Origin of the sequence: Marinospirillum perlucidum (genome assembly GCF_003336805.1) — a bacterium.
In the GTDB taxonomy this organism is placed as follows: Bacteria; Pseudomonadota; Gammaproteobacteria; order Pseudomonadales; family Halomonadaceae; genus Marinospirillum; species Marinospirillum perlucidum.
On sequence record NZ_QFWJ01000003.1, the window covers coordinates 406,216 to 419,619 of the forward strand.

Annotated in this window: 15 protein-coding genes; 11 read left to right on the forward strand and 4 right to left on the reverse strand. The window is 54.0% G+C overall.

The features are described from left to right. Positions 1–79: 79 nt before the first annotated feature. The 8 genes from mutS (at position 80) to DFK18_RS06765 (ending at position 8,967) form a co-directional block, all read left to right on the forward strand. Entirely contained in the window at positions 80–2,668 is a 2,589-nt protein-coding gene (mutS, locus tag DFK18_RS06730) for a DNA mismatch repair protein MutS (protein ID WP_114417458.1), read from the forward strand. Positions 2,669–2,783: 115 nt separating this feature from the next. Then, positions 2,784–3,107 (forward strand): ferredoxin FdxA, encoded by a 324-nt coding sequence (fdxA, locus tag DFK18_RS06735; protein WP_114417562.1) that lies wholly within the window; start codon positions 2,784–2,786, stop codon positions 3,105–3,107. Positions 3,108–3,116: 9 nt separating this feature from the next. Then, positions 3,117–3,461 carry a histidine triad nucleotide-binding protein gene (locus DFK18_RS06740; RefSeq protein WP_114417459.1) on the forward strand — a complete coding sequence of 115 codons (345 nt, stop codon included), beginning with the start codon at positions 3,117–3,119 and terminating at the stop codon, positions 3,459–3,461. A 75-nt stretch (positions 3,462–3,536) separates the two neighbouring features. Further along, the gene (locus DFK18_RS06745; RefSeq protein ID WP_114417460.1) at positions 3,537–4,511 is read left to right on the forward strand and encodes a bifunctional enoyl-CoA hydratase/phosphate acetyltransferase; all 975 of its coding nucleotides are present in this window, start codon (positions 3,537–3,539) and stop codon (positions 4,509–4,511) included. Positions 4,512–4,514: 3 nt separating this feature from the next. Further along, entirely contained in the window at positions 4,515–5,741 is a 1,227-nt protein-coding gene (locus DFK18_RS06750) for an acetate/propionate family kinase (RefSeq protein WP_245944342.1), read from the forward strand. Positions 5,742–5,876: 135 nt separating this feature from the next. Continuing rightward, on the forward strand, positions 5,877–6,518 hold the full coding sequence (coq7, locus tag DFK18_RS06755) for a 2-polyprenyl-3-methyl-6-methoxy-1,4-benzoquinone monooxygenase (protein ID WP_425451591.1): 642 nt from the start codon (positions 5,877–5,879) through the stop codon (positions 6,516–6,518). 24 nt (positions 6,519–6,542) lie between these two features. Beyond that, positions 6,543–7,640 (forward strand): carboxynorspermidine decarboxylase, encoded by a 1,098-nt coding sequence (gene nspC / locus DFK18_RS06760; protein WP_114417462.1) that lies wholly within the window; start codon positions 6,543–6,545, stop codon positions 7,638–7,640. A gap of 85 nt (positions 7,641–7,725) precedes the next feature. Beyond that, positions 7,726–8,967 (forward strand): saccharopine dehydrogenase family protein, encoded by a 1,242-nt coding sequence (locus DFK18_RS06765; RefSeq protein ID WP_114417463.1) that lies wholly within the window; start codon positions 7,726–7,728, stop codon positions 8,965–8,967. A gap of 52 nt (positions 8,968–9,019) precedes the next feature. Here the strand turns inward: DFK18_RS06765 and DFK18_RS06770 are convergent, their stop codons facing one another. Next, positions 9,020–9,439: an OsmC family protein gene (locus DFK18_RS06770; protein WP_114417464.1), complete on the reverse strand. Its 420-nt coding sequence runs from the start codon at positions 9,437–9,439 to the stop codon at positions 9,020–9,022. A 98-nt stretch (positions 9,440–9,537) separates the two neighbouring features. Here DFK18_RS06770 and crp point away from each other — a divergent pair, with 98 nt between their 5' ends. Beyond that, positions 9,538–10,206, forward strand: coding sequence for a cAMP-activated global transcriptional regulator CRP (gene crp / locus DFK18_RS06775; protein WP_114417465.1), 669 nt, complete (start codon positions 9,538–9,540; stop codon positions 10,204–10,206). 24 nt (positions 10,207–10,230) lie between these two features. Here the strand turns inward: crp and trpC are convergent, their stop codons facing one another. The 3 genes from trpC to DFK18_RS06790 all read right to left on the reverse strand — a co-directional run bounded on the left by trpC (position 10,231) and on the right by DFK18_RS06790 (position 12,736). Next, positions 10,231–11,052 carry an indole-3-glycerol phosphate synthase TrpC gene (gene trpC / locus DFK18_RS06780; RefSeq protein ID WP_114417466.1) on the reverse strand — a complete coding sequence of 274 codons (822 nt, stop codon included), beginning with the start codon at positions 11,050–11,052 and terminating at the stop codon, positions 10,231–10,233. A 13-nt stretch (positions 11,053–11,065) separates the two neighbouring features. After that, positions 11,066–12,085 carry an anthranilate phosphoribosyltransferase gene (gene trpD, locus DFK18_RS06785; protein ID WP_114417467.1) on the reverse strand — a complete coding sequence of 340 codons (1,020 nt, stop codon included), beginning with the start codon at positions 12,083–12,085 and terminating at the stop codon, positions 11,066–11,068. 72 nt (positions 12,086–12,157) lie between these two features. Beyond that, positions 12,158–12,736 carry an anthranilate synthase component II gene (locus DFK18_RS06790; protein WP_114417468.1) on the reverse strand — a complete coding sequence of 193 codons (579 nt, stop codon included), beginning with the start codon at positions 12,734–12,736 and terminating at the stop codon, positions 12,158–12,160. A 175-nt stretch (positions 12,737–12,911) separates the two neighbouring features. Here DFK18_RS06790 and DFK18_RS06795 point away from each other — a divergent pair, with 175 nt between their 5' ends. Further along, positions 12,912–13,106, forward strand: coding sequence for a hypothetical protein (locus DFK18_RS06795; protein WP_114417469.1), 195 nt, complete (start codon positions 12,912–12,914; stop codon positions 13,104–13,106). 79 nt (positions 13,107–13,185) lie between these two features. Next, a complete protein-coding gene (locus tag DFK18_RS06800; RefSeq protein WP_114417470.1) occupies positions 13,186–13,383 on the forward strand; it encodes a hypothetical protein in 198 nt (65 codons plus the stop codon). The last annotated feature ends 21 nt before the right edge of the window (positions 13,384–13,404 follow it).

Consider the following 13,404-nt stretch of genomic DNA (forward strand, 5'->3'; position numbering starts at 1 on the left):
CACTGCTTGTTACTGCTTTCAAGCCAGAGATCTAGACCGGGATTTGCCATTCAAGAAATCAACTTAGAGTTACTTGCTGATGCCGCAGGACGATTTTTCCAAGCACACCCCCATGATGCGCCAATACCTGAAGATCAAGCAGGAGTATTCCAAGACGCTGCTTTTCTATCGCATGGGGGATTTTTATGAACTCTTTTATGAGGATGCACGCGAAGCCGCACGGCTTCTGGATATCACCCTGACGCAAAGAGGGCAGTCGGGTGGGCAACCCATTCCCATGGCGGGCATTCCTTATCACTCGGCTGAAGGTTATCTGGCCCGCCTGGTCAAAGCCGGTTTGTCCGTTGCCATTTGTGAACAGCTGGGGGACCCGGGCACCAGCAAGGGACCGGTCGAGCGTCAGGTGGTAAGAATCGTCACCCCCGGTACTCTGACTGATGAAGCCCTGTTGGACGAGCGACGCGAAAACCTCTTGGTGGCCTTTTATCAACAAGGCGAACGTCTGGGTTGGGCCAGCCTGGATTTGGCCAGTGGTCGCTTTGTTGTCAGTGAAACCCGCGATGAGAAGGAGCTGGAAACCGCCCTGGCCCGTCTGGCTCCTTCCGAGCTGCTCTGGGATGAAATGGCCGAGGTTCCTACGGCCTGGCAGGATTTTCGCGGGTTGCGACGTCTGCCACCCTGGCAGTTTGATCGCGAAACGGCCGAGCGTAAGTTGTGCGAACAGTTTGGTGTTCAGGATCTACGCGGTTTTGGTTGTCAGGAATTGGATGCGGCCATCGCTGCAGCCGGGGCTCTTTTGGAGTATGCCCGGGAAACCCAGAAGTCTGCGCTGCCTCACTTGCGTTCCCTGGTGGTAGAGGATGAAAAAGAAGCCATCCTGATCGATGCCGCCAGTCGTCGAAACCTGGAATTGGACACCAATCTGGGCGGGGGGAGTGAACACACCCTCTTGTCCGTTTTGGATGCCACAGCCACGCCTATGGGGTCTCGCCTGTTGCGTCGCTGGCTACATCGCCCCTTGAGAGATCAACGGGTGTTACAAGCCCGCCAGGAAGCGCTGCAGGAATTGCAACAGGAAAGCCTGGAGCTGGATCTGGCCGAACGCCTGAAAGCCATCGGTGACCTGGAGCGCATCCTTTCGCGTGTCGCCTTGCGCTCGGCTCGTCCCCGAGATTTGGCGCGCCTGCGGGATGCTTTGCTGGCACTGCCTGACTTGAAAAAGGTATTAACCCCTCTGCAGGCTCCACTTCTGCAAGCACTCAATCAGCAGCTAAAAACCTTGCCGGAATTGGCGCAAAACCTGGACCAGGCGATTATCGACAACCCGCCGGTGGTTTTGAGAGACGGTGGCGTCATAGCGGCGGGCTATGATGAAGAGCTGGATGAACTGCGCTCTCTGAGAGAAAACGCAGGTGGCTATCTGCTGGAATTGGAAACCCGAGAAAAAGAGCGCACCGGTCTTTCCACCCTGAAGGTCGGGTACAACCGTGTCCATGGTTATTACATCGAGATTAGCCGGGCTCAATCCGATCAAGCCCCGGTGGAGTACCAGCGTCGCCAGACCCTAAAAAATGCTGAGCGCTTTATCACCCCGGAACTGAAAGTCTTTGAAGACAAGGCTCTCTCCAGCCAAAGCCGGGCCCTGAGTCGTGAAAAGCAGCTTTATGAAGACTTGCTAGATCGCCTCAATGAAGCCCTGGCCGATCTGCAAAGCAATGCTTCGGCCTTGTCGCAGCTGGATGTGCTCCAGAACCTGGCAGAAAGAGCCATGAGTCAGAACTGGTGCCTGCCGGTCTTGAGCGAGGATGAAGGTCTGCAGATCACTGAAGGTCGCCATCCGGTGGTGGAACAGGTGGTTACTGACCCCTTTGTTGCCAATGACCTGAATTTTGATCCACAAACCCGCATGCTGGTCATTACCGGCCCCAATATGGGGGGTAAATCCACCTATATGCGCCAAATTGCCCTGATTACCCTACTGGCTTACATCGGCTCGGGGGTTCCGGCCAGTGAGGCCCGTCTGGGTCCCGTGGATCGCATCTTTACCCGCATCGGGGCCTCCGATGATCTGGCCTCCGGCCGTTCCACTTTTATGGTGGAGATGACGGAAACCGCCAATATTCTGCATAACGCCACCCGCCAGAGTCTGGTACTCATGGATGAAGTCGGACGGGGCACCTCCACCTTTGACGGTCTTTCCCTGGCCTGGGCCAGTGCTGAACAGCTGGCGGAACTGGGCGCCTGGACCCTGTTTGCTACCCACTACTTTGAGTTGACCAGCCTGGCCGAGGATCTGGAAACGGTAGCCAATGTGCACCTATCCGCCAGTGAATATGACCAACGCCTGATTTTTATGCATAAGGTGGAGCCGGGGCCAGCCAGTCAGAGTTATGGCCTCCAGGTTGCGCGTCTGGCGGGCGTGCCGGAAACCGTCATCCAGCGCGCTCGGGAAAGACTGACTCAACTGGAAAAGCAGGAAGTCCAAGGCCAGCAGCAGGTGGTGAGTGAGCGAGCCCAGACCGATGAGGCTTCACCCTGGCAACCGGATATGTTTGCCAGTCAGCCACATCCCGTCATTGAGGAGTTGGAAAAGTTGGCACCGGATGATTTGACCCCGCGTCAGGCATTGGAGTGGATTTACCGACTACAGGAAAAACTCCAGGGCTGAAAAAACACCCCCGGACGTCTAGAATGCATCCTTAAAGTGAAAAACTGCCTCCCTTGTCGTATCCCTTGATACTTCGCTAGGGTGGCTGTCCAAAAAAGAATTGCTGGAGGTTGAAGTGGCCTTTGTCGTAACCGAGAACTGTATTCGTTGCAAATACACTGATTGTGTTGAAGTCTGTCCTGTTGACTGTTTTTACGAGGGGCCCAACTTTCTGGTCATCCACCCGGATGAATGCATCGACTGTGCGCTTTGTGAGCCGGAATGTCCGGCAGAAGCCATTTTTTCTGAAGATGAATTGCCCTCAGGGCAGGAAAACTTCATCCAGCTCAATGCCGAGCTGGCCGAAGTCTGGCCCAATATCTCTGAACAGAAGGACCCTCTGCCGGATGCCGCAGAGTGGGACGGTCAAGAAGATAAGCTTCAATATCTTGAGAAATAAGGAAAAACCATGCAAGACTGCCTTTTTTGCAAAATCATTAACCGGGAAATTCCGGCCAAGATTGCCTATGAGGATGAAGAGCTGCTGGCTTTTCACGATATTGATCCCCAGGCACCGACTCACCTGCTGATTATTCCCAAACGCCATATCACCACCCTCAATGATCTGAATGAAGAGGATGCCGCTCTGGTGGGCCGCTTGCAGATTACCGCGGCCCGTCTGGCCAAGGAAATGGGTTTTGCCGAAGACGGCTACCGGGTGGTGATGAACTGCAATGAACATGGCGGGCAGACCGTCTGGCACATTCACATGCACCTGCTGGCCGGTCGCGCCCTGACCTGGCCACCCGGCTGACACAGCTTTGCAACCTAAGGGTGACAGCCTGTCGCAGACACTTTTTTCACGCACCCCATCTAAGGAAAGCGCACCATGAATGACGAGATTAAAAAAGTATTGGCTCCCCATGCTTTGGAAGTCAAAGATGTTAAGCACTATCAGCTGGAAAAAATTCTGCAACAGGCCAAGGATGCGCCACCGGTTCCCACCGGTGTTGTCCACCCGGTTGATTTTAATAGCCTGGAAGGGGCGCTGGAAGCTGCAGAAGCTGGCATCATCAAGCCCTTTTTTGTCGGCCCTGAATCCAAAATCCGTCAGGTGGCCAAGGATAATGGTCTGGATCTGAAGGACTACCCCATTATCAATACCGAACACAGCCACGAGGCGGCAGAAAAGGCCGTTTATCTGGCCAAGTGTGGTGAAGTCCATGCCCTGATGAAAGGCAAGCTGGGGACTTCCGAATTGCTGGGTGCTGTTGTGGCCCGTGATGGCGGCCTGCGTACCGATCGCCGTCTTTCCCACGTTTTTGCCATGGATGTGCCCAGCTACCACAAGACCCTGTTTATCTCAGATGCGGCTATCAACATTGCCCCCAATCTGATGGAAAAAAGGGACATTCTGCAAAATGCCATCGATTGCGCCCATGCTCTGGGTGTGGATCTGCCCAAGGCCGCCATCCTCTCGGCAGTGGAAAAAGTGAAGCCCAATATCCAATCCACGCTGGATGCAGCAGCCCTGTGCAAGATGCTGGACCGCAAACAGGTCACCGGTGCTATCGTTGATGGTCCTCTGGCTTTTGATAATGCCATCTCCAGCGAAGCCGCCAAGGACAAGGGCATAGAATCACCCGTTCCCGGTGATGTCGATATTCTCATGGCGCCGGATCTGGAATCCGCCAATATGTTTGCCAAGCAGCTGCAATACCTGGCCAATGCCAAGGCTGCCGGGATCGTCATGGGGGCCCGCGTGCCTATCATCCTCACCAGTCGCGCTGCCAAGCCACTGGAACGCCTTTCTTCCTGTGCTGTAGCGGTGATGGTGGCACGTAAACTGGGACGCCTGGAGTAAGCTATGTCTGATAAAACCCCCATGGTTCTGATCGTCAATGCTGGTTCTTCCAGTCTTAAATGCTCGCTGTTTGATGTTCGTGATCAGGCGGTCAACCAGCACTTTCGGGTCAAGGTCGCCAATCTGGGCGGCCCGGCACGTCTGGAAATTTACGACCACAGCGAAAATATCGACGGTATCCTGGTCGACAAGGAAACCCTGGATAAAGAGCAGTTGGATGTAGCTCATAGCCAGGCTCATGCGCGTGCCCTGCAGGTTGTATTGGACTGGATCAGCCAGAATACCCCGCACTACGAGGTCTCCTGGATCGGCCATCGCGTGGTTCATGGTGGCGATCGCTATTCCAGCCCGGTGGTGGTGGATGATCAGGTGCTGGAGTTTCTGGAGACGCTGGTTCCCCTGGCACCTCTGCACCAGCCTTACAATCTCAAATTGATCCACCTGTGCCGTGAATTTCTACCGGACTGTCCCCAGGTGGCCTGTTTCGATACGGCTTTTCATACCAGTATTCCCAAGGTGGCGCGGGAGTTTGCCATTCCCCGTAAATTCACCGAAGAAGGGGTGCGCCGCTATGGGTTTCACGGCCTTTCCTATGAATACATTCATGACAAACTGAGTCGTCTGGACAGCGAACTGGCCCAGAAAAAACTGATTGTGGCCCATCTTGGAGCTGGCAGTTCCATGTGTGCGCTGGATCAGGGGCAAAGTAAAGCTTCCACCATGGGCTTTACTGCCGTGGAAGGCTTGCCCATGGGCACCCGCTCCGGTCAGCTGGATCCGGGCGTTCTCCTTTACCTGATGCAGGAAAAGGGGATGGATGCCAAGGCCCTGGAAAAAATGCTCTACAAGGAATGCGGCTGGTATGGTGTTTCCGGTGGCATAGCTTCCGAAATGCTGGCGCTGAAAGAATCGGATAATCCCCACGCCCAGGAAGCCATTGATATGTACGTCTACCGGATTGCCCGGGAGACGGGTTCTCTGGCTGCAGCCCTGGAAGGTATTGATGTGATGGTCTTCACCGGCGGTGTGGGGGAAAATGATGCTGATCTACGGGCCGCTGTGGTGGAACAGAACGCCTGGCTGGGCATGAAAATCGATCCGCGTCGTAATCAGGCCAATGAATACCTGATTTCAGCAGACGACAGCCGAGTCAAAATTTTCGCCATTCCCACTAACGAAGAGAAAATGATTGCCCGGCATACCCTGAAACAACTGGGTGTCGCTGGCTAATCTTTTTTGGCGGAGTTTGCTGCCTCGGGTTAAAACCAACTGAGGCAGTAAGCTCTTGTTAGTCTGATTTTAGTGAAGCTTGCTTTGCGAGCCTGATTAACCAAGACCTTTACCACCGGAGGCATCCTCATGTCCCTGACACGCCACCAAAGCCCTGTCGACCAGGCGATTGGTCAATTTGATACCCTGCTGCGCACTCTGGTGCCCAAGGCGGCTCAACCCTATCGCCCCAACCCCATGAACCAGCAGGAACAGCCGGATCTGGACGAAGCTGAGCGCAAGCATGCCGCTGGCCTGATGCGCATTAATCACACCGGCGAAGTCTGTGCCCAGGCGCTCTACCAGGGGCAGGCACTGACCGCCAAGCTGGAGGAAGTTCGAGACCAGATGACCCAGGCTGCTCGCGAAGAAATCGATCATCTGGCCTGGTGTGACCAACGTCTGCAAGAGCTGGATAGTCGTACCAGCCTGCTGAATCCCGTGTTTTATGCCTTGTCCTTTGGTATTGGTGCGGCGGCAGGAGCTGCAGGGGATAAATACAGCCTGGGTTTTGTGGCGGCCACGGAAGATCAGGTGTGCAAGCATCTGGAAGAGCATTTTGAATCCCTGCCTCCTCAGGATGAGCGTTCGCGTTCGGTCTTGCGTCAAATGCACGAGGACGAAGCCCATCATGCCGACTGGGCTTTGCAGGCGGGTGGGGTGGAATTTCCCAAACCCGTTAAAAAAATGATGACCTTGATGTCAAAGGTGATGACCAAGAGCGTTTATCGTATATAATTGCGCGCTTTTTGAGGGATCACAATGCTCAAAACGCCCTACTACCTGATCGATAAAACCAAGCTGCTGCGTAACCTGAAGATTATTCAGCAGGTGCAGCAGGAGTCCGGTGCCCAGTGTCTACTGGCCCTCAAGTGTTTTGCGGCCTGGGGCGTTTTTGATCTCATGCGCGAATACATGGCAGGTACGACCTCTTCATCCCTGTATGAAGTCAAGCTGGGCTACCAGAAGTTTGGCGGTGAAACCCATGCCTATAGCGTGGCCTATGCCGATGATGAGATCGAGGAAGTCCTGGCGCATAGCGACAAGATCATCTTCAACTCCATTAGCCAGTTGCAGCGTTTTGCCGCAGTATCCGCAGACAAGCCCAGGGGCATCCGGGTCAACCCGGGTGTCAGCAGTTCCGATTTCATCCTGGCCGATCCGGCCCGCCCCCACAGCCGCCTGGGTGAAAGTGACCCTGCCAGGCTGGAAGGCATCTTGCCGCTGATTTCCGGTTTCATGTTTCACAACAATTGTGAAAATGCTTCCTTTGAACGTTTTGACCAACAGCTTACGCAGATTGAAGAGCGCTATGCTGCTTTGTTGCAGCAGGTGAGCTGGGTCAGCCTCGGGGGCGGCATTCATTTCACAGGTGAAGACTATCCCCTGGAAGCCTTCTGCCAGCGCTTGAAGGATTTTGCCGAGCGTTATCAGGTTCAGGTCTATCTGGAACCGGGAGAAGCCGCTATCACCCAATCCACCAGTCTGGAAGTGACCGTGCTTGATCTGATCAATAACGGCAAGGAGCTGGCGATCGTGGACTCCTCGATTGAAGCTCATATGCTGGACTTGTTGATCTACCGGGAAACAGCCAAGCTGGAACCGAATCAAGGCCCCTATGCCTACCAAGTGTGTGGCAAGTCCTGTCTGGCGGGGGATATTTTCGGAGATTTCCAGTTCGAGAAACCCCTGCAGATTGGCGACCGCCTTTCCTTTCAGGATGCCGCCGGTTATACCCTGGTCAAGAAAAACTGGTTCAACGGCGTCAAGATGCCAGCCATTGCTGTAAAGCAACTGGATGGCCAGGTTGAGCTGCTACGCGAGTTTACCTACGCTGATTTTGTGCAGGCTTTGTCATAATTTATCCGCTGCAGGGAGCTGGTCTAGCTGGCAGTCTCCCTGTTGAGTTTTAAACGAACAGCTAAAATTGGAGTTCAGTCCGGAAATGAAAAAAAATGTCCTGATTATTGGAGGTGGGGGCGTTGCCCAGGTGGTTGCGCATAAATGTGCCCAGAATAATGATGTTCTGGGCCAGATAACCCTGGCATCCCGGACGAAAGAAAAATGTGATGCCATTGCCCAGAACGTGGAAGAAAAAGGCAGCATGAAGGTGCCAGGCAAAATCCAGACCTTTGCTCTGGATGCCCTGGATATCCCGGCTACCGAAGAACTGATCCGCAAGACGGAAGCAGGCATCGTAATCAATGTTGGCTCCGCCTTTATCAATATGTCGGTGATGACCGCCTGTATCAATACCGGTGCTGCCTACATGGATACCGCGATTCACGAAGAACCCGACAAAATTTGTGAAGATCCACCCTGGTACGGCAACTACGAGTGGAAACGCAAGGACGAGTTCGCTCGGGCCAAGACCACCGGTATTCTCGGTGTGGGCTTTGATCCCGGTGTGGTCAATGCCTATGCCAAGCTGGCTGTGGATGAATATTTTGATGAAGTGGAATCCATCGACATCATTGATATCAATGCCGGTGACCATGGCCGCTACTTTGCTACCAATTTTGATCCGGAAATCAATTTCCGTGAATTTACCGGTCGCGTCTGGTCCTGGCAGAACCGCCAGTGGGTCAAGAACAAGATGTTCGAACACCAGCGCACCGATGACCTGCCTGTCGTGGGTGAAAGAACCAGCTACATGACCGGGCATGATGAGATCCATTCCCTGTCGAAAAACCTGGATGTACCCAACATTCGTTTCTGGATGGGTTTTGGCGAACGTTATATTAATGTCTTTACCGTTCTCAACACCCTGGGCCTGCTATCTGAACAGCCGGTCACCACGGCTGAAGGTCAGGAAGTGGTTCCGCTGAAAGTGGTTAAAGCCGTTTTGCCCGATCCTTCTTCACTGGCACCGGATTACACCGGCAAAACCTGCATTGGTGATCAGGTCAAAGGCAAGAAGGATGGCCAGGAGCGCGAGGTCTTTATCTACAATGTCGCTGATCACAAGGAAGCCTACGAGGAAGTGGGCAGCCAGGGGATTTCCTTTACTGCCGGGGTTCCTCCCGTGGCAGCAGCCCTGCTGATTGCCGAGGGAACCTGGGATGTTGGCAGTCTGGTGAATGTTGAGGAACTACCACCCAAGCCTTTTCTGAACAAGTTGAATCAGTTGGGTTTGCAAACCTTTATTCGTGATGAGCAAGGCGATCGCCCTCTGAACTTCTCCTGAATATAAAAAAGGCCGGTTTAACCGGCCTTTTTTAATTGGCGCTAACGTTTAATTAGGCTTCGCGAAGCTCGTAACTGTGGGTGATTTCCACTCCGGCACGGGCGAGCATAATGGAAGCCGAGCAGTATTTATCTGCGGATAGACTAACGGCCTTGGCGACCTGTTTTTCTTTAAGTTGCTTGCCGGTGACCACAAAATGCAAATGAATTTTGCTGAAGGTGGCGGGTACTTCATCCACCCGCTCGGCAGTGACTTCGGCCTGGCAGTCAGTAACCTCCTGACGAGCTTTCTGAAGAATGGTCACCACATCAAAACTGCTGCAGGAACCCAGACCCATCAGGAGCAGTTCCATAGGGCGGGCACCGGTGTTGTTTCCGCCTTTCTCGGGTGGGCCTTCGACGACCACCGCATGGCCGCTGCCAGACTCAGCAACAAACTGGACGCCCTCGGTCCACTTGATCTTCGCTTGCATTTTTTATCCCGTGTCTAACCAAAATAAGTGACTTTTATCTTATCACTCTTGGTGTTCTAATGGGATTCTTGTTAACAGGGTATTACCAGGAGTCAGGCATGGCACAGCCTCAGTCAGAGGAGCAGGCAAAGGCATTACGCATTTATCTCGAACAGGCTCACAACAGACGCTACAACAAGCGCTCTCTGGTGATTCACGCCGGTGAAGATGCACATTCGGTTTACTACCTCATCAAGGGCAGTGTGGCGGTCTATATCGAGGATGAACAGGGTCGCGAAATGATCGTTTCCTACCTCAACCAGGGCGATTTCTTTGGCGAGTTGGGTCTGTTTGATGAAATCAGCCGCCGCAGTGCCTGGGTCAGGGCTAAATCCGACTGTGAAGTGGCGGAAATGAGCTACCAGCGTTTTGCCCAGCTGGCCGGTGAACACCAGTGCCTCTGGTTTCTTTTGGGGAATCAACTGGCCGTACGTCTGCGAGCCACAACCGAAAAAGTTGGCGACCTGGCTTTTCTGGATGTTACCGGCCGCATCGCCCGGATCTTGCTGGAATTGGCCAAGCAACCCGATGCCATGACGCATCCCGAAGGCATGCAGGTCAAGATTACCCGTCAGGAAATCGCCCAGCTGGTAGGCTGCTCACGGGAAATGTCCGGTCGTGTTCTCAAGGACCTGGAAGAAAGGGGGCTGGTGGATGCCGAAGGCAAAACCCTGGTCATCCGTGACCCTAGTTTAAGACCAGTCTATACCCCCGAGACTTCCAGCTGATTGCTGTGATGGACTCTCTCGGGATTAGTGAGCCGGGAGCGGCTCACTGAAAAAGAGTTGATGCAGGGCCTGGCCCGGATCTTCGGCACGCATAAAGGCTTCTCCCACCAGAAAAGCATTGACCGATTTGGCCTGCATGGCTTTTACATCTTCCTGATTGAGAATTCCGCTTTCGGTAATCACCAGGCGATCGTCAGGGATTTCCGAGAGCAGCTCCCAGGTGTGTTCCAGGCTGACTTCAAAGGTATGCAGATTGCGGTTGTTGATGCCCAGCAGACGGTTGGGCAGCTTCAGGGCGCGATGCAGTTCTTCACGGTCGTGAACCTCAATCAGCACATCCATGCCTAATTCCTGGGCCAGCAGGTTGAGTTCCGCCAGTTGCTGGTCATCCAGACAGGCGGCAATCAGCAGAATACAATCGGCACCAATGGCCCGGGCTTCATAGACCTGATAGGGGTCCACGATAAAATCCTTGCGGATCACCGGCAGCTCACAGGCTGCTCGCGCTGCTTGCAGGTAGTCTTCATGGCCCTGGAAAAAATCCCGATCTGTAAGTACGGACAGACAGGCCGCACCGGCTTCCTGGTAGCGCTGGGCTATTTCAGCAGGAATAAAATCCTCGCGTAGCACTCCCTTGCTGGGAGAAGCCTTTTTGATTTCTGCAATGATGGCGGGCTGGCCCTGGTTGGCCCGATTCCACAAGGCCTGACTGAAACCCCGGGGAGCAGAAGCCTGAAGCGCCTGTTCACGTAGTTTTTCCAGCGAGACCTGGTGCTGGCGTTCAGCGACTTCTTCGTATTTACGGGCAACGATTTTTTTTAAAATGGTCGGGGTGTCTGTTTTCATGCAAGCAACCTGTTTATTTCAAAGCCTGGGTGAAATTGACCAGGGCTTTGAGTTTTTCTGCTGCCTGGCCGGAAGCCAGGGCATCCTGGGCGAGTGCAACGCCTTCGATAATGGAATCGGCAATATCAGCCGCGTAAAGGGCGGCACCGGCATTCATGAGTACCATGTTGAGAGCTGGCCCCTGCTCGTTATTCAACACCTGGCGAACCTTTTCCAGGGATTCTTGAGCCGTTTTGACCTTGAGGCTATCCAGTGGGTAGCGATCCAGTCCCAGGTCTTCGGGCTGAATAGTGTATTCCAGAATCTCGCCATTGCGGCATTCAGCAACCCGGGTGGGCGCAGCAATGGACACCTCATCCAGACCGTCCTCGGCACTGACTACCAGAGCATGCTGAAGACCCAGTTGATCCAAAACTTCGGCCAGAGGGCGCACCAGTTCCGGTGTATAGACACCTAAAAGCTGGTATTGGGCAGAAGCGGGGTTGGTCAGGGGGCCGAGGATATTAAAGATGGTTCTCACGCCCATTTCCTTGCGGGGGCCGACCGCATGCTTCATGGCACTGTGATGCGCAGGAGCAAACATGAAGCCCACACCCAGTTCTTCAACACAACGCGCTACCGCTTCAGGACTGATATCCAGATTGACACCCGCTGCTTCCAGAAGATCGGCACTACCGCTGGAAGAGGAAACCGAACGATTGCCATGCTTGGCAACCTGACCACCGGCTGCAGCAACGACAAAACTGGTGCAGGTGGAAACATTAAAAAGGTCGGCGCCATCACCGCCGGTGCCGACGATATCCACCAGCCGATCCGAGTTGATTTTGACCGGGGTAGCCAGACTGCGCATTACCTGAGCCGCAGCCGTGATTTCATCCACGGTTTCGACTTTCATTCGCAGGCCGACCAAAAAGCCGCCCATCTGGGCCTGGGTGGCTTCGCCGGTCATGATCAGTTGCATCACCTCACGCATTTCTTCCAGGGTTAGATCCTGGTTGCGGGTGATGGCATCGAGGGCACCTTTCATATCCATGCTATTTCCTCTCTCTGGCAGGGTAACGGGTGGCGGACCGCCCGCCGCTTTATCCCTGACCTTAATTCAGTTTTAGTATTCCAGGAAATTCTTCAAAAGTTCATGCCCCTGCTGGGAGAGGATGGACTCGGGATGAAACTGGACCCCCTCAATGGGCAGGGTTTTGTGTTTGATGCCCATGATCAGGCCGGGGGTGGGGTCGTCCTGACTGACGCGGGCCGTGACCTCCAGGCAGGAGGGCAGGCTGGCTTCATCCACAACCAGTGAATGATAGCGGGTTACGGAAAGAGGCTGATCCAGCCCCTTGAAAACGCCCTGCTGTTGATGATCCACCCAGGAGGTTTTGCCATGCATCACCTGGGGAGCACGGACAACTTCTGCTCCGAATACCTGACCGATGGCCTGGTGCCCCAGGCAGACGCCCAGGATAGGCAGCTTGCCAGCAAAATGTTCAATCGCCTGAAGAGAAATACCGGCTTCGTTGGGGGTGCAGGGGCCGGGGGAAATGACCAGGTGACTGGGATTGAGGGTTTCGATCTGTTCCAGGGTCAGGGCATTGTTGCGTTCGACGCGAACATCGGCTCCCAGCTCTGCCAGGTATTGGACAACATTAAAGGTAAAGCTGTCGAAATTATCGATCATCAGCAGCATGGGCTGGTCTCTATAGCTCGTTTGAAATCGGTTCGTTGATCCCAAGGATTATACAGAGAAAGGTGAGTGGCAGTAACCGCCGAGTGACAGCATAAATATGTAATGTATTGGCATAATCCCAAGACTCTTGCTAGTATTGGACTGGCAAGACTAATTTTCTCTCAAAGGAGACCTTATGGATATTTCAGGTGCTAGTTCTGTGATGGCGCAGGCCGCCATGAAGCAAAACGAAGGTCAAAGTCGAACGGAAGCCCAGGTCAGTCTGCTCAAGGATGCCCAGGAGCAGCCTAGTAAGACGATTGCCGATTTGATTAATGCGGTGCCTCAGCCGGAAGGCCAAAAGGGCATGAATCTGGATGTTCACGTCTGATTGAACAGCCTGGATCAGGGGAGGCTGAGCGCCTCCCTTTTTTATTTGTAACCGGTCCGCAAGAATTTTGGGAGTCGTAATGGATATATCCGGAGTTAGCCCGGAGTTGGTGGTTCAGGCGGTGGCCCAGCAGGAAGTGGCCACCAGTCGTCTGGAAGCCCAGGTGGGTTTGGTCAAGAAAGTCAGGGAGCAGCAGAGCAATACCCTTCTGTCGCTACTGGAGGCTGTGCCTGAACCCCAGGGGCGCAGTGGCCATAACGTCAATCTGAAAGTCTGATGGTCTACGCCCCTGCCTGGT

Bases quoted from the DNA above. Each gene is read 5' to 3' on its own strand.
- DFK18_RS06795 (WP_114417469.1), top strand. From the start codon at position 12,912: ATGGATATTTCAGGTGCTAGTTCTGTGATGGCGCAGGCCGCCATGAAG.
- nspC (WP_114417462.1), top strand. From the start codon at position 6,543: ATGCTCAAAACGCCCTACTACCTGATCGATAAAACCAAGCTGCTGCGT.
- DFK18_RS06765 (WP_114417463.1), top strand. From the start codon at position 7,726: ATGAAAAAAAATGTCCTGATTATTGGAGGTGGGGGCGTTGCCCAGGTG.
- DFK18_RS06790 (WP_114417468.1), bottom strand. From the start codon at position 12,736: ATGCTGCTGATGATCGATAATTTCGACAGCTTTACCTTTAATGTTGTC.
- DFK18_RS06740 (WP_114417459.1), top strand. From the start codon at position 3,117: ATGCAAGACTGCCTTTTTTGCAAAATCATTAACCGGGAAATTCCGGCC.
- DFK18_RS06770 (WP_114417464.1), bottom strand. From the start codon at position 9,439: ATGCAAGCGAAGATCAAGTGGACCGAGGGCGTCCAGTTTGTTGCTGAG.
- DFK18_RS06745 (WP_114417460.1), top strand. From the start codon at position 3,537: ATGAATGACGAGATTAAAAAAGTATTGGCTCCCCATGCTTTGGAAGTC.
- mutS (WP_114417458.1), top strand. From the start codon at position 80: ATGCCGCAGGACGATTTTTCCAAGCACACCCCCATGATGCGCCAATAC.
- crp (WP_114417465.1), top strand. From the start codon at position 9,538: ATGGCACAGCCTCAGTCAGAGGAGCAGGCAAAGGCATTACGCATTTAT.
- DFK18_RS06750 (WP_245944342.1), top strand. From the start codon at position 4,515: ATGTCTGATAAAACCCCCATGGTTCTGATCGTCAATGCTGGTTCTTCC.
- DFK18_RS06800 (WP_114417470.1), top strand. From the start codon at position 13,186: ATGGATATATCCGGAGTTAGCCCGGAGTTGGTGGTTCAGGCGGTGGCC.
- trpC (WP_114417466.1), bottom strand. From the start codon at position 11,052: ATGAAAACAGACACCCCGACCATTTTAAAAAAAATCGTTGCCCGTAAA.
- trpD (WP_114417467.1), bottom strand. From the start codon at position 12,085: ATGGATATGAAAGGTGCCCTCGATGCCATCACCCGCAACCAGGATCTA.